Consider the following 20,662-nt stretch of genomic DNA (forward strand, 5'->3'; position numbering starts at 1 on the left):
GGTGTTGAAAGAACGTGTTATCGACCTATCGCGAAAGCAAGCCCACCTTGATATAGAATGTCGTCGCTTCCAGCATATGCAAATCCTCCTGTTATCTTATAGTTACTTTCCTTACTCAGATATGTCATCCCAAGTGCCATAGCTGTGTTACCCTTGAAACTTCCTACTCCAACCATACCTGCTAGCTGACCAGGTCTAGCTACCGCATCTGAGCCGTTAGACAACGCCGCTGACATTGCGATACCTTTATAGGCGATCTCATCACCTTGTCTGCTGTACTCATAAACTTTTGATAACTGTCCGACATTGACAGCATCGTTATAATTAATTCCTGGAGATACGTTGGTTATTCTAGTATTAGCAGCATTTATGCCATTACTAGACATGCTAGGACCATTGTTCACTCGAATACTATTCAACTGAATATCATTACTTAGTCCTACACTAATGCCATCCCCTGTCGTCTGAACAGACAGATTTTGGTTGGTACTCTTTATTGCAACTGTGTCACCTAACTGGTAAGTATTGCTACTATTGCCATCACTAAACGTCACTCCTTGAGCGATCTTAGTAGTATTCTGCTGGACGGCTGAACCCAGATTAGCAACGTTAGCATCAGTACTTACCAAGTCACTTTTGTTTTTGGCAATCGCTGTATTTGCAGTTACTAAGCTTTCGGTATTCTCTGTAATCGCTGTATTTGCTGCCATTAATCCTTCGGCATTCTCTGCAATAGCGATATTGGCCGTTGTTAGATTATTAGCATTCTCTGTAATCGCTGTATTTGCTGCCATTAATCCTTCGGCATTTTCTGTAATAGCGATATTGGCCGTTGTTAGATTGTTAGCATTCTCTGTAATCGCTGTATTTGCTGCCATTAATCCTTCGGCATTCTCTGCAATAGCGACATTGGCCGTTGTTAGATTATTAGCATTCTCTGTAATCGCTGTATTTGCTGCCATTAATCCTTCAGCGTTTTGTGAAATAGCGATATTGGCCGTTGTTAGATTGTTAGCATTCTCTGTAATCGCTGTATTTGCTACCATTAATCCTTCGGCATTCTCTGCAATAGCGACATTGGCCGTTGTTAGATTATTAGCATTCTCTGTAATCGCTGTATTTGCTGCCATTAATCCTTCAGCGTTTTGTGAAATACTACTGATGTTCCTAGTTATCTGACTATTAGCAGTAGATAGACTCTGACCGTATTTCAAAATATCATCCGTGTTTTTTGAAATTTTGGTATTGGCAACAACAAGATCTGTTGCATTTTGCGAGATATTATTGTTGTTTTGAGTTATTTGGCTACTCGCTAACGCTAAGTTTTGAGTGTTTTGCAGGATATTATTGGTGTTGTTTGAAATTTTGGTATTGGCATTTGCTAAATCGTTTGTGTTTTTTAAAACATTTGATTCAACGACAATCAACTTTCCTGAATTTTCTGCAATGGCAACTGTATTTTCAGAAATTAAATTATTAGCTGTAACCAAATCACCAGTGTTTTTTGCAATCGCTGCATTAGCAATAATTAACGCACTTTCATTATTGGACACACTTCTGTTAGTGTTGCCCAAAGCAGTGGAGTAATTAGCAATCGCATTAGTATTTTGAGAAATAGCATTATTAGCTGTCAATAAATCGGCAGTATTTTTAGAAGTTGAGGCTTTAACATTGACTAAATCAGTCTTATTAGTTGCAATATTTGACGTATTCTGAGAAATAAGATTATTCGCTGTGGTCAACGCAGTCCTGTTCTCATTAATTTCAACTTTCGCAGCGGTAATGTCACTCTGATTCTGAGTAGCCATATCTCTGTTTAGTGAGACATTTTTAGCCACAGAATACAATTGGCTGCCATTGATAGCATCTGAAGAGGTTTGCGAGATTTCACCAGCGGCTAGGTTTTGAATTCTTCGCTCGTCATTGGCTGACCCGACTGAGATGACACCATTTGCAGTACTTGCTGCAAAATTGCTGTAGTCGACGCTACCTATTACTGTGTTTATTACTCTGCCAGTATTGCCAGCAGTCGTTGTACTACCTTGTTGTCCATCACTCTGCAACAATTGTGTTCCTACTTTATCGCCAGTAGTGGCAATTGTATTGCTACCCAAATAAACCGAGTTTGTAACCGTATCACCTACTGGAATGGCATTACCAAAGCTATCAGTTTGTCCTGAGTTATTGATGTTGGAGCCTAGAACAAACGTATTACTAGAGGTAATAAGATTATTATTTCCAAGTGTGTGACTGTCTGATATATCATTTGCTGCTCTGATAGTGCTTGGGCTTGTAGCTCTTATAATATTAGACTGCCCAATAGTAGAGGATCCTTCTGCCTCAACGATGTTATTAGAACCGATCGATAGAGCCCTACTCGCCAAAGATTTATTCGATGAACCTATAGACAACGAATCGATACCACTCGCAATAGCACTACTCCCTAACGCTGTGGCACTATCTTGGGTAGCTTGTGCATTTTGTCCATTAGCCGTACTGTTTGAGCCTGTTGCTATTGAGTTTGCACCCGTTGCTGTGCTGTTTAGACCTGACGCTACGCTATCATAACCTGATGCTGTTGCACGATCTGCTGTTGCTTCACTTTGTGCACCACTTGCGGTTGTGCCAAACCCAGAAGCAATTGCTCTACTGCCTGAAGTAGTCGCATAAGCACCTGATGCTGTGGTCTCAAAGCCTGTTGTGGTAGCTTCTAGACCAGTCGCCCTGCTATTGACACCCATTGCGGTTGTGTTATCAGCAGTGGCTTGTGCATTTTGTCCATTAGCCGTGCTGTTTACACCTGTCGCTCTACTGCTTGCACCCATGGCTGTTGTGCTTACGGCCGTTGCTTGTGCATTTTGTCCGGTTGCTGTGCTGTTTTGACCAGTTGCGAGTGAGTTTGCACCGGTTGCTGTACTATTATTGGCTGAGGCCACACTGTCATAACCTGCTGCTGTTGCGCGATCTGCTGTTGCTTCACTTTGTGCACCACTTGCGGTTGTGCCAAACCCAGAAGCAATTGCTCTACTGCCTGAAGTAGTCGCATAAGCACCTGATGCTGTGGTCTCAAAGCCTGTTGTGGTAGCTTCTAGACCAGTCGCCCTGCTATTGACACCCATTGCGGTTGTGTTATCAGCAGTGGCTTGTGCATTTTGTCCATTAGCCGTGCTGTTTACACCTGTCGCTCTACTGCTTGCACCCATGGCTGTTGTGCTTACGGCCGTTGCTTGTGCATTTTGTCCGGTTGCTGTGCTGTTTTGACCAGTTGCGAGTGAGTTTGCACCGGTTGCTGTACTATTATTGGCTGAGGCCACACTGTCATAACCTGCTGCTGTTGCGCGATCTGCTGTTGCTTCACTTTGTGCACCACCTGCGGTTGTACCAAACCCAGAAGCAATTGCTCTACTACCTGAAGTAGTCGCATAAGCACCTGATGCTGTGGTTTCAAAACCGGTTGCGGTGGCTTCTATACCCGTCGCTTTACCTCTAACGCCCATTGTGGTGGTGTTTATATTGTCTGCCAATGAATCTTGGCCAATTGCCGTGCTGTTTACACCTGTCGCTCTACTGCTTGCACCCATGGCTGTTGTGCTTACGGCCGTTGCTTGTGCGTTTTGTCCGGTTGCTGTGCTGTTTTGACCAGTTGCGAGTGAGTTTGCACCGGTTGCTGTACTGTTATTGGCTGAGGCCACACTGTCATAACCTGATGCTGTTGCACGATCTGCTATTGCTTCACTTTGTGCACCACTTGCGGTTGTACCAAACCCAGAAGCAATTGATCTACTGCCTGAGGTAGTTGCATAAGCACCCGATGCTGTAGTCTCAAAACCTGTTGCGGTGGCTTCTATACCTTGCGCTGTACTATTGACACCAGTTGCGATTGTATTGACGGCGGTGGCTTTCGCATTGCGACCTAACGCTGTTGCATTCGCTTGGGTGGCTTGTGCGTTTTGTCCGGTTGCTGTACTGTTTAGACCAGTTGCGAGTGAGTTTGCACCGGTTGCTGTACTGTTATTGGCTGAGGCCACACTGTCATAACCTGCCGCTGTTGCACGATCTGCTGTTGCTTCACTTTGTGCACCACTTGCGGTTGTACCAAACCCAGAAGCAATTGCTCTACTGCCTGAAGTAGTCGCATAAGCACCTGATGCTGTGGTCTCAAAACCGGTTGCGGTGGCTTCTATACCTTGCGCTGTACTATTGACACCAGTTGCGATTGTATTGACGGCGGTGGCTTTCGCATTGCGACCTAACGCTGTTGCATTCGCTTGGGTGGCTTGTGCGTTTTGTCCGGTTGCTGTGCTGTTTAGACCAGTTGCGCTACTGCTCACACCGGTTGCAGTTGTGTTCAGTTTGTCGGCTAGTGCACCTTGTCCAAGTGCCGTTGCATTCTCTGCAATAGCTTGTGCATTTTGTCCGGTTGCTGTGCTGCTTAGACCCGTTGCTCTACTGCTTACACCTGTTGCTGTGCTGCTTGTATTGGTAGCTTGTGCGTCTTGTCCATTAGCCGTACTATCTGTACCCGTCGCTCTACTGCTCACGCCCATTGCTGTTGTATTCGTATTGGTAGCTTGTGCGTCTTGTCCATTAGCCGTACTATCTGTACCCGTCGCTCTACTGCTCACACCCATTGCCGTTGTATTTGTATTGGTGGCTTGCGCATCCTGTCCATTAGCCGTACTATCCGTACCCGTCGCTCTACTGCTCACACCCATTGCCGTTGTATTCGTATTGGTGGCTTGCGCATCCTGTCCATTAGCCGTACTATCCGTACCCGTCGCTCTACTGCTCACGCCCATTGCCGTTGTATTTGTATTGGTGGCTTGCGCATCCTGTCCATTAGCCGTACTATCCGTACCCGTCGCTCTACTATTCATACCTGTTGCTGTAGTATTCAGCTGGTTAGCTAATGCGCCTTGTCCAACAGCTGTACTGTTCTCTCCTATCGCTCTACTACTTGCACCCGTTGCGGTGGCGTTGTTTTCAGTTGCCTGAGCATCTCGTCCAATTGCAGTACTGTTTTCGCCTGTCGCTTGAGACTGTCCACCATAACTACTTGAATTTAATCCACTAGCTACGGCGGTTTCCCCAATAGCCGTACTATTCAAGGCTGTTGCTCTAGCACTGTTTCCGATCGCAATAGCAGTACGGTTTGATGCTGTGGCTAAGTTTCCATCACCTGCTCCTGTAATTTGTCCACCACCAATAGCTACGCCGGGTTGTAGGTTGCCGTTTCCATCAGGACCTAATGATATTGTTCTATTGCCTTGCGCATCACTAACGACGACATTTGCACCTTCTGTCACCTCTACATCACCGACAAACTCTTGCCCACATGATGGTGCATCAGCAGCTTGGGCATCTAGTTCCAATGCACCAAACCCCAGTGCAATATTAGCTGCTTGAGTCGCTAGTGACCCAACGATCAGAACGGAACCTCCAGCCCCTGCACCAAAAGGTGCCGCTTGTATTGCTTCACCAGCTGCTTCTATGGCTATTGCCGCTATATCGACACCTAGCTGTGTATATTCTATAGCACGAATATCATTTTCAATTGTTTCTGAACAGGTCCTACCACTCACAGGCGCTGATGTTAAATTTCCATTACCCCCAGATGATGGAGGCGGCGCATTTGGATCTGGCACAGTTGGTCCAGGTGGAACAACTGGTGTTGCTGGTGGATTATCTCTAAGATCTCTTAATTCTTGTATGAAAGGCTCATTGGCACCGATTCGATTACTGTTATCGATACTTCGATCACGATTACTGACAATAACTTGGCCTTCATCACCATACGTATAAGTATCATCACCAGGAGCTAGTGCATATGAGGGAAAGCTCACTGCACTCATAGCGATTATGAGCGCCGTTTTTTGTAGTGTAGGTTTTTTGGTAGTGGTCTTTATCATAAGTCATACTCTTTTTTTAAATAAAAATTCATTACAACACGCAGTAAAAATGTGCTTGAAACTATAAATAAATTTCGAGTTTTACCCATGTCTGATAGATACTACATACAAAAGGCTTGTAAGAAGTGAGACAGCTATATAAAAAATATTAAAAATTCATACCATAAAATTAGTTTACATACAATACCGTTTGTCATATAAAAATAACCGTTCACACCACTAAAATAACCGTTCGTCGCTCACACAATTTATGACATAAAATTAATTACAGTTGTATATTTGTAATTAATAGCTACTACTTTGTAAGAATATTACTGTTTCACAATTATTGCAAGAATATATTTATAAAATGATATAAATACACAACCAAGTGATTCCATACCTTAATAATCTTATAGAAATCACTGGTTAAGCTATGTATTGTTTATTTTTATAAAAATGCCTATAACAGAAAAATAGCGAAAGACAGGTCTTCTAAAACTCTTTGTCGAAAATAGTTTGTTAACTTTATAGCTGCTTAGTAGTTACTTTATAGAAATATTTATTACGAAAATGTGCAATGATAATCCATGTTGACTGGACCATCACTGAAAAAAGCAAACGATTAAATAAAATGCACATAAGCCAAATGAGAGATAAAGAACGTATAGAATGTCAGCTCGTAAACAAAAAAAACCACCCTCGCCATGCAAGCGAGGGTGGTTTTTTTGTTTTTAAAATAATGCTTTCTAATGTATATCTAAGTCTTACGCAGTCCAACCTTCTAATACAATCTTGCCATGCGCTTGTTGACTCTCTAGCATTTGATGTGCATGACGCACATGTTCAGCCGTGATAGTACCAAGATTGTGGGCAACGGTGGTTTTGATCTCGCCTGCATCAATCATGTTGGCGACGTCCGTCAATAAACGATGCTGTTCAATCATATCTGGTGTCTGGAACATAGAGCGCGTAAACATAAACTCCCAATGTAGGCTCAGACATTTAGTTTTAAGCGCTTTAATGTCTAATGACTCAGGATCATCGATGAGTCCTAATTTACCTTGTGGCTTTAAGCATTTGATAATCTCTGCATAATGCTCATCAGTGTTGTTTAGACTGATGACATAATCTACTTCACTGATACCTGTCTTCTGTAGCTCATCAAACAACGGGTTACGATGATTGATCACATGATTTGCGCCTAGATCCTTTAACCACTGTACACTCTCCTCTCGTGATGCCGTACCGATGACTGTGGCAGAGGTTCGTGCTTTTAATAGCTGCGTTAAAATAGAACCAACCCCGCCCGCTGCACCAATGACCAATACTGAAACGTCATTAGCACGCTCATCACTACCGTTTTTATCTGCCGAGCCATTATTAACAGGCACTTGCAAGCGCTCAAACAACATCTCCCAAGCCGTGATTGTGGTAAGTGGTAATGCCGCTGCCTCAGCAAATGACAGCGATGCTGGCATACGCCCAACGATGCGCTCATCAACCAGTTGATACTCAGCGTTGCTCCCTGAACGGGTCAGATCCCCCGCGTAATACACCTTGTCCCCAACTGAGAATAAGCTGACTTCTTCGCCAACCGCTGTCACGATGCCCGCGGCATCCCAACCAATCACTGCATACTCACCCTCTGGTGCAGGACGCGATTGACGGATCTTATAATCCACTGGATTTACGGATATGGCTTTGACCTCTACCAGAATGTCATGGCCTGTCGCAGTTGGCTTATCAAGGGTGATATCTTGTAGCGCTTTTTCGTTATCGATGGCGAGATTGTCTTGATAGCCAATGGCTTTGATGGTGGTCATAATGCTGTATCCTATTTTTAATAAAAGTGATTTTGATGGTTTAACAGTTAACTTCTAGCAGTTAACTGATGACATAAGTTATAAGCCCTATAAAATATAAGTGCTAGGCAAAAATGGACTGCAATACAGTTTGCGTTTGCTGTTCAAGCTCGGCAATAGTGTCTTTATTTAACGCATCGGTATGCGGTTTTCCAAACTCGCCTCTGGCATCGCCATGCACACCATCTTTGATATCGTTATCAAAGTATTTGCCCGTGTCGTCCGCGAACTCATCCGAGACCGCCAATGCCGTTAGGATATTTGCGCCTTTGTCTGCTGATGACCAATACTGACCATACGCTTCATCGACCATTTTGGTATTTAATAGCGACCCTGGGTTGACCGCAATCACGTTAATATTATCGCTAGCAACCCTATTCGCTAAGTGCCTACTCCACATCGTTAATGCCAGCTTACTTTGCGCGTAGGCGGCTTTATCATCCAGATGCGCTTGTCCCATAAATGCCTTATAAGATATCGGCGCTTGGGCAGCTGAGCTTAAGTTTATAATGCGCGGATTTGCGCTACTCGATTGAGCAGACTGTTTGAGTAACGGTAATAGCGCGTTGGTCAGCTCGTAAGGCGCAAGGTAATTGACCACAAAGCGTACATCTAGACCCTCTTTGGTCATCGCTGATGCCGTGGTATAAATTCCTGCATTATTTATGAGGACATCAAGCTTTGGCAGCTTTTCATTGACGTCTGCAGCCATCTTAAGTACCTCTGTCAGATTTGAGAAATCCGCGACAAACCCATCAATATGCTCTATCGCGTCGCCTGTTGACACTGCTTGGACTTCAGCTATCACACTAGCAAGCTTGTCAGCATCGCGGCCATGCAGGTAAACGTGATACCCAGCCTCTGCTAATTTTAAAGCAGCCAATTTACCGATACCGTCGGTGCTACCGGTGATCAAAATAGTTTTAGTTTTACTCATAGTTATCAACCATCCTTATGGTTCGAATTATAGTTATCGCTCTGGATATATGGTTTATTTTATCCACCGTCATGGCACCCATTGTAATGAAAGTGTTGTCATTCAAACAGCAGCCATTATCAAAAACACTTTCAATATTATTTTGAAAATAATTTATTTTATCGTCAGTTCTTTGCTATATTTTAGACAATAGTTTCTATTCGTGCCTCAAGCAAATAGCTGACATACCCTATATTTGGTACTCCGATAAGATAATATTATGAAAAATTTACAGGACTTACGTATTTTTATAGAGACAGCACGCATGGAGAGCTTATCTGCTTGCGCGCGCCACATGGACCTCTCTCCAGCAGTCGTTAGTGCCGCTATCAAACGTTTGGAGAGCGATATCAACACCGTATTGTTTATTCGCTCAACACGCAAAATTCGTCTCACTGATAAGGGTGTGCAGTTCTTGCAGCACTGTAAAGAAGCGGTGGGTATCTTGGACAATGCCTACGCTGAGCTACAGAATAATGATGCTGAGCTCACCGGTACTATCAGCATGTCAGCACCTTCAGACTTGGGGCGTAACTGTGTGTTGCACTGGTTAGACGATTTTATGCAGACTCATCCCAATGTTGATTTGCAACTTCATGTCTCTGATGGTCAGGTAGACCTATATGGACAACAGATTGACCTAGCATTGCGTTATGGCAACCCAAAAGACTCTTCACTAATTGCACTGCCTATCGTTTTAGACAATCGTCCTATCCTATGCGCTGCACCAGCGTATCTAGAAAAATTTGGTGAACCTAGAACGCCGCAAGATTTGACTGACCATAACTGTCTTTGTATTGGACACAATGACAAATACTTTAGTCAATGGGCGTTTGAGCGTGCAGGTAAGCAAGCGAGTGTCGCCGTGTCGGGCAATCGGCGCAGTAAGGATGGTGACGTTGCCAGACGTTGGGCTATATTGGGCCATGGTATTGCGCTAAAATCTCGTCTGGATGTTGCCTCTGACATAAAGGAAGGACAACTGATTGAGATCAAATTAGACGGCTGGCAAGTCGCGCGCTATCCGCTATATCTAATTTGCCCTGAAAGGCGTTTGATTGATCCCTTATTTAACGCAGTAAAGGACTACTTAATTAGCTGTGTACAGCACATATCACTCTGACCATAAGATAAGTAGAAAAATATAGCGGATACCTAAACGCTCAGAATTAAGAAGTGTAACAAGTCCGTTACTATAAAGTAATATCGGTGATGTTGGATATATCAATAGTGTATTATAGATACATATGTTGTGTACAAAAACTTAACTCGCGTGAGCGGAAACAAAAGATGAAACTTCAAAATTCATTTGGTGCAATAACCAGAAATCTAGGCTTGCCTCTATTAGTAGCGATTGGATTAACAGGATGTAATACGACTACTGATGAGAGTGCAGAACACTCACATGATAATGGTGAAGTGCACAGTCATGACCATGTAGAACCTCATACTGATGTAGAAATGTTTAAGCAAGCTTTTGCAAATGATGGCATCGAGATAGCAGATGAATTGGTGGAATGTACCTTGGCAAGTGGTACAAAAACTGAGTGTTTTCAGTTAACCGTGGAGCTAAATAAGAACAGAGGGCATGAAGTAGGTCCATGGTGTCCACGCAACGTCAGTGAAGGTGCTGATAGTGCTGGTATCTGGCTAGATGAAGGTCAAGTCTACGATGCGGATGGCAACTTTATAAAAAACCTAGCCACCTTCTATAAAGATGACGAATGGCAATTATATAATCCGATCACAGGTGATATTAAAGTCACAGACAGCAAGCAAGCGTGTTTGGCAGCAGCTAAACCTAATGTAGAAGCTGAATATCAAAATTACTGTGTTGAGTGCCAACCAGAATATGTAGAGACACAAACCCTTACTTATCTGATCCCAGCTTACCCAAAGACCGGTGCTGATATGTACCAAATTACTGCAGCTTCTGGTGTGGGACTTGCTTTAAATGGCGTAAAGTTTGATGCTTCGGCACCTGTTGATGCTATTTTGAGTGCGCATACGCTTGCGCCATTCGATGATTTTGGCGGTCATGTCAATCCTCACGTCGGCTATCATTATCATGCCGTTACTGACAAAACGACCAAAAGCTTGGGCGTCGCAAACGATCACGCGACGTTACTTGGCTACGCAGCAGATGGATTTACCCTTTGGAGCCATACTGATACTAAAGGCAGTGAGGTATCAGGCCTAGATCAATGCAATGGTCATAGTACGCAGGCGCTAGGCTATCATTACCATGCTGGAGCAGCAGGATCGAATAAAATTCTAGGTTGCTTCACATCAGAGCCCGGTTGTAGCGTTGAAGCGGGTGAAACTGAATGCAAGGCAGATATGCGTGGCAATAGAGGCGCTCCCCCTGTTGACGAAAATGGTAACCCTTTACCAAAGCCTGAATCTAACCAATAACGTATGCTATAAAGTAGGCACTGAATCAAAAAACCTCTGCTATCATATGAATGAATAGCAGAGGTTAGTGTCGTACATAAAGTTATGCTGCATTGCTCACCTAGCAACTATCGTAAATCATCAACGACGGCCAGCATAGCAACAAGCGAGGCCTCACCTAGCTGCACAGAACGCTCTGGCGACCAGCCCATCTCCTCATCAGGCAGATTATCGTTATCTTTGAACGGCATCTCCAAAGTATTGGCAAGACAATCAAAATGCTCAGCGACCCAATTGGTTGCAAGTGTCATATTTGCCTCTCCTGGGGCGTCAACGTCATAGCCGATTTTAGTCTGAAAGTCCGCACTGGCGAGTGTCAATACTTCTGAAAATCTATCGCGTAGATGTGCCAGACGCTCATTATAGCTTGGTATTCCTTGAGAGCCTGCGAGGAACGCATATGGCAGCGCCTCATCACCATGTACATCATAAAACAGATCAACGCCCGTTTCTTTCATCTTATGAATCACATAAAAGACTTCAGGGCTTTTGTCCAAACTTGGATTTGCCCATTCGCGATTGAGATTGGTTCCAGCAGCATTTTTACGTAGATGTCCACGCACACTACCATCGGGGTTCATATTGGGCACGATATAGAAATTGGCTTTTTCTAATAACTGTCTGCCTGTTGCGTTGTCACTATTTAACAAGCTATACAGCAACCCCTCAATTAGCCACTCCGCCATCGTCTCACCAGGGTGCTGACGCGCTGTAATCCAGATGTTGCGTTTATTAGCATCACCATCACCGATTTTTACTAACGTTAAATCACGCTTGTCGAGGGTGTCCCCTAAATGCTCTAGAGTCACGAATGGATGCGTCTGGACGGCAGCCAATAAGTCTTGATGACGCTCATAGCTATAAGGGGCAAAATAAGCAATTTGGATAGTTTCGCACTCTAACTCTGCCACGATGGTCAATGTGCCCTCCCTATAAGAAGTTGGTAGACGAAACCAATGCTGACGATCATACGACGCCACTGCTTGGTAGCCCTCCCACCCTTCTAGATAAGACGCCTCTCCTGCATTGACAATATTGAGAACGTACTCTTCGCCAACCTCGCCTGAGAGGCGAAAGTTAAACCACTGGAAAAATGCTTCGCCAACGTCCGGACGAATAGCCAGTTGGATATCTTTTTTATCTTCTATGTTAAGTATTTCAATGTTACCAGCGTCGAAATTAGCTGTAATGCGCATAATGGCTCCTTATCTAATTATTATAATCGTACTCTATCGGTGTGTTATAAACTGATGGTTTTATCCCAATACTTATTTTGCTAGCGCCTATAACTGCTATACTTAATTGGTCATGGTACAATTCTTTTCAAGTCAAAAGCTTACTAAGCTGACGGTACTAGCGTCCTATGTCTAAAAACACTAGGATACTACACCCACTATTGCTCAATCAGATTGCTTCTCATGCCATCAAATATTTATATCCGCACAATAAAATAACGGCTTCACATTAGCAAAGCCGTCATCAGCTATAGAACCCATTTAGAACGAGTAATCGGACCATAACATTCTGACATCGTGCTCAGGGTCATCGACCGCTTCAGAATCTATATCGAATCTCATAGTTGTTCGATCTGTAAGCTTATAACTGTCCCAGCTCACTTGCCCAGTACGAGCAAACTCAATCCAGTTTTGGTGTATGGTATTGGCAAGTTTTTGCGGTGGCTCATCGCCAACAAAACTTTTGGCTTGCTCGCTACCGAGCGCATTAAAGGTAAAAGGCACATCTACAAAGTGTGCCGCGCCTAGCCGTCCATCGAATGCTGGCGAAAACCACGAAAAGTTATAATGCCATACTTTATTACCGTTTTTGTTTAAATGCTCAGCGATGTGTACTGCTGGCATGCGAAAAGTATAATCTGATTGAATGTCAGCAAAGCTATCGCCAACAGACTTGTCGCTATTAGTAGGTGCATATACCTTAAGTGGCTTACCATTCAATGATAAGTCATTTAGCAACTGAGACCGTTGTGTAGAAGTAATCTTATCAATAGCACCTCCTGGTACAGAGTAAAGCCTTGCCTCTTGGTCGGTACTACCGACAATCACTGGAATAGACGCATCTGCATATTTTATCAGGTCTTTCATTGGTGATTCTTTGATGATATCACCATCGGTCACAGGCAAAAACGCCGTACCACCCCAAGACATCATGCCCCACTCGTCTCTATCTTTTACTGTGTTGCCAATATTAATCACTTCAGAGACCAAATCGTCAAGCGGTACCTGAGAGATACCGGTCGTCGTAGGTGCTACCCCAAGCGCTTCAGCAAAAAGGGTACTGACTCGACCTGCTTGTTCTGTGGTCACAAACTGCATCGGGGGACTTTGCATAATTGCCTGTTGAAACAGACCTTTTGCTTTATCAGTACCCAAAAGTACCGCGACGCTTTCAGCACCAGCTGATTGACCAAACAAGGTAACTTTGTTTGGATCACCACCAAAGTCAGCAATGTTTTGCTGCACCCATTTTAATGCAGCGATTTGATCTAGGATACCTCTGTTATCCGGGGCGCCATCTAGATGCATAAATCCGTCAACACCAACTCGGTAGTTTACCGTGACGACAATCGTGTCGTTTTTTGCAAAGCTAGTACCGTTATAGGCTTCCTCGCCTGCATCTGCTCGTATAAAGGCACCACCGGGTAGCCAAACCATGACAGGTAACTGCTTATCTGTCTTTAGGGCATTTGTGGGTGCCCATATATTTAATGTCAAGTCACCCGCAGCGCCCACAAGTTGAACTTTTTTCTCTCGTCCTGGCTGCGGTACTGGTGCTGTTTTGGCAGTAGCATCTAGCACGCCTTCCCACTTCTCGTAAGACTGCGGTGCCTTAAACCTAAGCGCTTTTGTGAAAGGGTTATGTGCATAAGGAATACCGTAAAAAGTAGTAACGCCATTATCTGCTTTGCCTTTTAACTCACCTTGAGAAACGGTAATGTTCATTTTTTCCCCTTCATTATTTGCAGCAAATGCAGAAACCATACTGACACTCAACAGTACAATGACCACCTTTTGACACGCCCTACTCACCTTGTTAATCATCATGGCTGCTACTCCTTTTTTATTTTTTGTCGATTGCCTACCTGCTATCTTCTTAATAGCCATCAAAACAGTGACTTTCCTCTAGGGCGTGTCTTTATTTTAAAGATGGTAATAAAAATGAGATAAATTGCCGTCAAACAAGGAAAATAGTGTAAATAATATCGAGATATTAACCAGCTATTTGACGCGGTTTGGCAAAATTTAGCCATTTTTAGTCCATTTAGATGACCATCGATTGAATTGAAGACACGCCCTAGAATAATACTGTTTTCTTGTGCAGATTTTTATGAGACAAACGTAAGGGTTTTATCGTTTGCAAGCCCGTTCTGATAAGACGATATGAGTCGTACTCGCAACTTTTGAGAGACCACTACTCTACATTACTAAGAAAACTAGAACTGTTGTATCAACATTTAGCCAAACTGAAAAGCGGATAACTGCGTTTTAAGTACTTGCTCGGAGTAAATTTTGGCGCCTTTATCATTACCTGCTGCACCTGCTATTACCATCAGCGGCAGTAAATGCTCCTCTGCATCTAAGGGATGTGAGTCAAGCGCGTGAGGCGCCATCGACCAGTCTCTAAGCGCTGCATCTCGCTGCTCTGAGTCAGATTCAATCGTTTGGGTCAACCAGTCATCGAAAATCTCTGACGGCGCTGTAAAATGTACATCGCCATAGCCCCTCATATTATGAAAGCTCATACCGCTTCCGATGATTAATACACCTTCTTGACGTAATGCCTGCAGTGCTTGACCTGCCGCCAAATGCACTTGCGGGTCTAGATTATTACGCAGTGACAACTGTACTACTGGAATATCTGCCTTAGGAAACATCATTTTTAGCGGTATAAATACCCCATGATCAAAACCGCGTGACGCATCTTGCGTATTCGGCATGCCTGCCGCTGTCAGCAGGTTACTGACTCGCTTGGACAATACTGGCTCACCTGATACTGGATAAATCAGCTGATACGTATGATCAGGAAAACCATAGTAATCATAAATGAGATCAGGCGCTATGCTCGTAGTAATTGTAAACTCAGGCGTCTGCCAGTGCGCGCTAATTATTAAGATAGCCTTTGGACGCTCCGGAAGTCGAGTATGAATACCTGTCAAAAAATCCGCCATACCATCCCATGTATTTGTAGGTTGCCAATCCATAAAAAAACAAGGTCCAGCACCATGTGGTATAAACAGGACAGGTTGAATAACTGTCTGGCCAGATGAACGTGCTGTCATAACTCTCTCCTTGTCATATTCGTCAAAGGCAACTCTCTAAAGCCAACTATGATGCATGTTCTAACTTTTCTGCCAATGCTTTGTCTATACTAAAAGAGCCACCACCTTGTACGGCCAAAGACAGTAAAGCAACCATCAAGGTCAATGCATACTCGTAGCCACCGTTAGCAGAGAATAGCCCGTTGCTGATATGGACAGAAAAAATAGCCACTAGCATTGTGAATGCAGCGACCAGTGCAGCAGGTCGTGTGAGTAACCCAAGTACTAGAGCGAGTCCACCGAAAAACTCAGCGCCGCCAGCCAATATGGCCATCAGCAACCCAGGCTCCATGCCCATACTGCTCAGCCACTGTGCCGTTCCTGCCAGCCCATTGCCATCAAACCAACCAAAGAGCTTTTGGGCACCGTGCGCCATCAAGATTATGCCGACAGGTACACGAAGAATTAGGGCAGCAACCCCAGCTTTAGAGGTCAACATTTTGTTTAGTAGCGATGATTTCATTGGTACTTACTCCATAACGTATTAGTGCGATAAGTGATTGAATATTGATATAAACATACTTTACTATCGTCGCTATAAAAGAGTAAGCCCACTTATATTGAATGATTATCAACACAGCGTTTATAGTTGGTTTGGTATTGAATAGTAGAAAAAATGGGTGGCAATGACATTGATGCAATCCCTCGACAAGCTATCACCGCACTACTTAAACGCTTGAGGCAATAAAGGTAGAAACAATAACCATACTAATATACGAGTGCCTAAATTACGTGTTGTCTGCGAGTACCATGATGGGCTGCCCATACTCAACACCTTGCCCACTTTCAACCAAGATTGCCGTGACAATACCATTCTTATCACTTACAACTGGTAGCAAACGGGTCAACTCATCAATAAAGCAAACGGTTTGACCTTTTTGAATACTATCCCCTTCTTTAATAAGATCATCTGTTGTAGCGTCCTCGCTTAAGTAGACCTGCCCCACATAGGTCGCACATATTTGCCTTATTTTACGGTCTGGTTTATTGGGCTCAGTAGCAACGCTAGTAACATCGTTAGTAGTATCGTTAGTGGCTACATGACTTGCCTTACTTGGCAATCCTAGATTGTTGACCACTCTGATGGACTGATCACCATCAGCAATAGTCACTTCATGCAATTGACTGCTTTCAACCAACTTGACCACACGCGCTATTTGCTCTATATCCATAATAGATTCCTTAACTCAATATTTAACTGAGACCGAGATATTTAGTAGGCAGATATGGTGATACCTTTGAGCTCTAGTTGTTTCTTTATTTCTTGGGCAAATAAAATGGCGTGTTCGCCATCCCCATGTAGGCAGATGCTTTGCGCTTCTACTGGTACGGTTTGGCCACAAACACTGGTGACCGTCCCTTCAGTAATCATCTGCAACACATGCTTAACCGCATCATCTGTGTCAGTTATCAGAGCGTTGTCTTTGCTACGAGAGACCAGCGAGCCGTCTTTTTCATAGTTCCTATCAGCGAACACTTCTGATATGGCTTCTAAACCATGTTTTTTGGCTGATTCAACCAAATAGCTGCCGGACAAACCCATGACCTTTAGGCTTGGATCAAATCGTTTGATTTCACTCACCAAGATGTCTGATAAATCTTCATCAATAGCGGCTTGGTTGTACAATGCTCCGTGCGGTTTTACGTAATCTAATGATACACCAACCAAGTCACAGAGCGCTTTGGTTGCACCCAACTGATACATCAATAAAGCACGATAATCGGCTTCGCTTAACGGCTCATGAATACGGCCAAAGTTTTCTCTATCGTTTAGACCAGGATGTGCGCCTACGCTCACGTTGTTTGCTTTTGCCAATTGCAACGTGGCTAGCATCTCGCTGTAAGAACCCGCGTGAAGACCGCAGCAGACATTCGCTGAGCTGACTATCGTTAGTAATTTATCGTCTTGCCCGCAGCCTTCCGCCACATCAGCATTTAAATCAATTTTCATTGGCATACTCCTTTATTTGATCGATATAGTGTTGTCTGTTTTGCTGTTCCTTTAACGCTTGCTCTAATGACACAACGACGAACTGACAGGTTTTGCTAAATCTAATCTGTGCCATCAGACCTATGTCTGCTTGAATCACGGTTGCAATTTTCGGATAGCCACCCGTTGTTTGCCCATCCGCCATCAAAATAATCGGCTGCCCTTGCGGTGGCACCTGAATCATTCCAATATCAACGCCATGTGAGCTCATTTCTACTGGCTTACCAAATTCAAGCGCTGTTGCTCCCTCAAGGCGGTAACCCATACGGTTGCTACTGGTTTGTAGTTTCCAAAGTTGTGTTTCCAAAGCTTGTTGAGACGACTCAGTGAAGCAATCATACTCACTGCTTTTTATCACTCTAATGACATCGGTTGGTGCAAGTCGAGCCACCCCAATGACAGGCAGGTTTGATTCAGTTTTTACCGTTAAGCTGTCATCGGCTTTTAGGTATCTGCCTTCAAATCCGCCAAATCCTGCTTTGAGATTGGTGCTAACCGACTGCAATACTGGCTCAATATCGAAGCCACCGTGCACACATAAATAGCTATACATACCCTGTAGCGGGCGCAAAAGTTTGAGCGTCTGCCCAGCTATCGCATTGATACGCCAATAGCAAGGAACACGCTTGTCGTCCAAATACGCCTCGTACAAAGCACCTGTTAAGCAAAAGCTGACGTTTTCTTCAAACTGTATGGTTAGCTCACCGAGCGCTATTTCAATAGCGGGTTCGTTGGCTTCGTTTTTCATCAAAGCGTTGCCGGCTTGTAGCGCCCAGCTGTCCATCACACCATTTCTACCCACACCCATACTGCGGTAACCCAGACGTCCCGAATCTTGAATACTGGCAAGGGCACTCGCGGTTAAAATTTTCATTGATACCACCTGTTTTTTTATCTTTTTGATTCATACATCTTTTTTTATTTATCGCTCATTGATGAATATCAATCGCTTTAAACGCCAAAGTATCGCCTGCGTTAAGCAACGTCGGAGAGGTTTTGGTTAAATCAAATAAAGCAGTATCCGTCTGGCCGAGTAACTGCCAACCGCCTGGAGACTCAAAAGGATAAACCCCTGTCTGCTCGCCGCCTATACCTACTGAGCCTGCGGGTACTTGCGTTCTAGGGATGGCATGCCTTGGGAAATACAGCGACTCAGATAATCCGCCAAGATAAGGAAATCCTGGCTGAAAACCGATAAAGTAAACGGTATAAGTGGCTTTGGTATGTAGATCGACAACGGCTTCAACTGAGAGATTTAGGTCATTCGCCATGGCCGCTAGATCGGGGCCATACTTTCCACCGTAATGCACTGGTATCTCGACGTGCTTACCTTGGATAGTTTTTGAAGGGATATCATTGAGTAGATCTGATAGCTTATCTTTGAAAGTATTCAGCTCAGCCCAAGTTAATGGCACGATGAACACACTGAGCGTATTCATGCCAATCACTACTTCGATGACTTCTGGCATTTTCTGGATGCTGTCTGATAAAGCCCAGCATTTTTGTTGTTTTTCTAAGGTGATCGGTTTAGGGAAAAACAACACTAGATTGGTTTCACTGCATAGTTGCCATTGTAGTTCCATCAGCACGCACTCCATTATTTTTTATCTACTACAGTCAAATCCTCTATAAATTGGATACGGTGTCAGGCTCGCTTAGTCTACAACTTGTAGTACTTTCACTCGCCTTCCTTGTATCCAAATTATATTGAACCGACTACATCTTGATTCTTATGCTTCCAACGCTAATGTCAAATTTGGTTTTCATTTTTGCGGGCAAGACCGATTTATATATTGTCTTTTATCCACTCTTCTAGATAATGGATGCTCATTTGACCTTCGCAAAACACCTCATCTTCAAAGAGTCGTTGATGCAAACCAATATTGGTATCAATACCCGTAATTTGCGCCTCCGATAATGCCGCACGCATTTTTTCTATCGCTTGTTCTCTTGATCGATCGTGTACACATATCTTGGCAATCAAACTGTCATAAGATGGCGGTACGGTGTAGTTCGATTCAGCATGACTGTCTACTCTGATACCAAACCCTGCTGGCATGTGGCAGTAGTCTATGCGTCCAGCATTTGGCAAAAATGTCTGCGCGTTTTCAGCATTGATACGGCACTCAAAAGCGTGTCCGGTAATGGCAATATCACGTTGCTTGTATGCTAGCGTAAGCCCTGCAGCCACTCTGATTTGCTCTTGCACAATATCCACGCCCGTCACCATCTCAGTGATGGTGTGCTCAACTTGCACACGAGTATTCATCTCGATAAAGAAGAACTCACCGTTTTCGTATAAAAACTCAAACGTGCCTGCGCCTCTATACTGCATTTGCTCACAAGCTGTGACACAGGCTTGGCCTATTTTCTGACGTTGCTCTTCGGTAATGCCGGGTGCTGGCGCTTCTTCAATGACTTTTTGATGACGGCGCTGCATAGAGCAATCACGCTCGCCTAAATAAATCGCATTGCCGTGGGTATCGGACATGACTTGCACTTCGATATGACGCGGTGCTTGTAGGTATTTTTCGAGATAAACGATAGCGCTACCAAAATTGGCTTTGGCTTCTGTTTGCGTCATAGAAATCGCAGAGAGTAAGTCGGCTTCTTTTTCGACCACACGCATACCACGCCCACCGCCGCCGCTTGCTGCCTTGATGATGACTGGATAACCAACGTTACGGGCAATCTTGATAACTTGCTCTGAATCAGCTGGCAAAGCGCCATTGGAGCCAGGTACACAAGGCACGCCAGCCTTCGTCATTTGTTTTTTGGCTTCAACCTTGTCGCCCATGTTTCTGATATTGTCAGCCGTTGGGCCAATAAACGTGAGACCTGAGTCTTCAATCAAGGCCGCAAAGTCAGCGTTTTCAGATAAAAATCCATAGCCTGGATGGATAGCTTGCGCATTGGTAAGCTTTGCAGCAGACACAATCGCTCGTTGGTTAAGATAACTGTGTGTGGCATGGGCAGGCCCGATGCAGATTTTTTCATCGGCTAGGCGTACGGGTAACGAGTCTTTGTCTGATTCAGAATGGGCAATGACTGACTGAATACCCAACTGCTTACAAGCTCGAATAATACGTAGCGCAATCTCGCCGCGATTGGCAATTAAGATTTTTGTGAACATGTTTATTCCCTTAAAAATAT

Annotated in this window: 14 protein-coding genes; 2 read left to right on the forward strand and 12 right to left on the reverse strand. The window is 44.1% G+C overall.

Features of this window, described 5'->3' with window-relative positions; translation table 11 throughout:
* Positions 1-17: 17 nt before the first annotated feature.
* From AC5JP1_RS03835 to AC5JP1_RS03845, 3 genes are all read right to left on the reverse strand, one after another.
* Entirely contained in the window at positions 18-5,909 is a 5,892-nt protein-coding gene (locus tag AC5JP1_RS03835; RefSeq protein WP_493843196.1) for a beta strand repeat-containing protein, read from the reverse strand.
* Between the two features lie 746 nt (positions 5,910-6,655).
* Positions 6,656-7,705 (reverse strand): zinc-binding alcohol dehydrogenase family protein, encoded by a 1,050-nt coding sequence (locus tag AC5JP1_RS03840; RefSeq protein WP_493844426.1) that lies wholly within the window; start codon positions 7,703-7,705, stop codon positions 6,656-6,658.
* A 112-nt stretch (positions 7,706-7,817) separates the two neighbouring features.
* Entirely contained in the window at positions 7,818-8,690 is an 873-nt protein-coding gene (locus tag AC5JP1_RS03845; protein ID WP_493843197.1) for an SDR family NAD(P)-dependent oxidoreductase, read from the reverse strand.
* A 259-nt stretch (positions 8,691-8,949) separates the two neighbouring features.
* Between AC5JP1_RS03845 and AC5JP1_RS03850 the strand changes: the two genes are divergently transcribed.
* Both AC5JP1_RS03850 and AC5JP1_RS03855 read left to right on the forward strand, forming a co-directional pair.
* The gene (locus AC5JP1_RS03850) at positions 8,950-9,852 is read left to right on the forward strand and encodes a LysR family transcriptional regulator (RefSeq protein WP_443527231.1); all 903 of its coding nucleotides are present in this window, start codon (positions 8,950-8,952) and stop codon (positions 9,850-9,852) included.
* A gap of 167 nt (positions 9,853-10,019) precedes the next feature.
* A complete protein-coding gene (locus tag AC5JP1_RS03855) occupies positions 10,020-11,144 on the forward strand; it encodes a YHYH protein (RefSeq protein WP_493843198.1) in 1,125 nt (374 codons plus the stop codon).
* 107 nt (positions 11,145-11,251) lie between these two features.
* Here AC5JP1_RS03855 and AC5JP1_RS03860 read toward each other — a convergent pair whose 3' ends face one another.
* The 9 genes from AC5JP1_RS03860 to accC all read right to left on the reverse strand — a co-directional run bounded on the left by AC5JP1_RS03860 (position 11,252) and on the right by accC (position 20,642).
* A complete protein-coding gene (locus tag AC5JP1_RS03860) occupies positions 11,252-12,379 on the reverse strand; it encodes a M14 family metallopeptidase (RefSeq protein WP_493843199.1) in 1,128 nt (375 codons plus the stop codon).
* A 300-nt stretch (positions 12,380-12,679) separates the two neighbouring features.
* Positions 12,680-14,245: a carboxylesterase/lipase family protein gene (locus tag AC5JP1_RS03865; RefSeq protein WP_493843200.1), complete on the reverse strand. Its 1,566-nt coding sequence runs from the start codon at positions 14,243-14,245 to the stop codon at positions 12,680-12,682.
* A gap of 410 nt (positions 14,246-14,655) precedes the next feature.
* Positions 14,656-15,480, reverse strand: coding sequence for a DODA-type extradiol aromatic ring-opening family dioxygenase (locus AC5JP1_RS03870; RefSeq protein WP_493843201.1), 825 nt, complete (start codon positions 15,478-15,480; stop codon positions 14,656-14,658).
* Positions 15,481-15,526: 46 nt separating this feature from the next.
* Positions 15,527-15,982, reverse strand: coding sequence for a DoxX family protein (locus AC5JP1_RS03875; protein ID WP_493843202.1), 456 nt, complete (start codon positions 15,980-15,982; stop codon positions 15,527-15,529).
* Positions 15,983-16,247: 265 nt separating this feature from the next.
* Positions 16,248-16,691, reverse strand: a complete 444-nt coding sequence (locus AC5JP1_RS03880) for an acetyl-CoA carboxylase biotin carboxyl carrier protein (protein WP_493843203.1) — start codon at positions 16,689-16,691, stop codon at positions 16,248-16,250.
* Between the two features lie 41 nt (positions 16,692-16,732).
* Complete coding sequence (pxpA, locus tag AC5JP1_RS03885) at positions 16,733-17,470, reverse strand: 5-oxoprolinase subunit PxpA (protein ID WP_493843204.1); 738 nt, start codon at positions 17,468-17,470, stop codon at positions 16,733-16,735.
* A complete protein-coding gene (locus tag AC5JP1_RS03890; RefSeq protein ID WP_493843205.1) occupies positions 17,460-18,383 on the reverse strand; it encodes a 5-oxoprolinase subunit C family protein in 924 nt (307 codons plus the stop codon). Before AC5JP1_RS03890 ends, pxpA begins: the two co-directional genes overlap by 11 nt.
* Positions 18,384-18,438: 55 nt before the next feature.
* On the reverse strand, positions 18,439-19,092 hold the full coding sequence (pxpB, locus tag AC5JP1_RS03895; protein ID WP_493843206.1) for a 5-oxoprolinase subunit PxpB: 654 nt from the start codon (positions 19,090-19,092) through the stop codon (positions 18,439-18,441).
* A 203-nt stretch (positions 19,093-19,295) separates the two neighbouring features.
* Positions 19,296-20,642: an acetyl-CoA carboxylase biotin carboxylase subunit gene (accC, locus tag AC5JP1_RS03900; RefSeq protein ID WP_493843207.1), complete on the reverse strand. Its 1,347-nt coding sequence runs from the start codon at positions 20,640-20,642 to the stop codon at positions 19,296-19,298.
* Positions 20,643-20,662: the final 20 nt, after the last annotated feature.

Source organism: Psychrobacter sp. H29, from assembly GCF_059073055.1.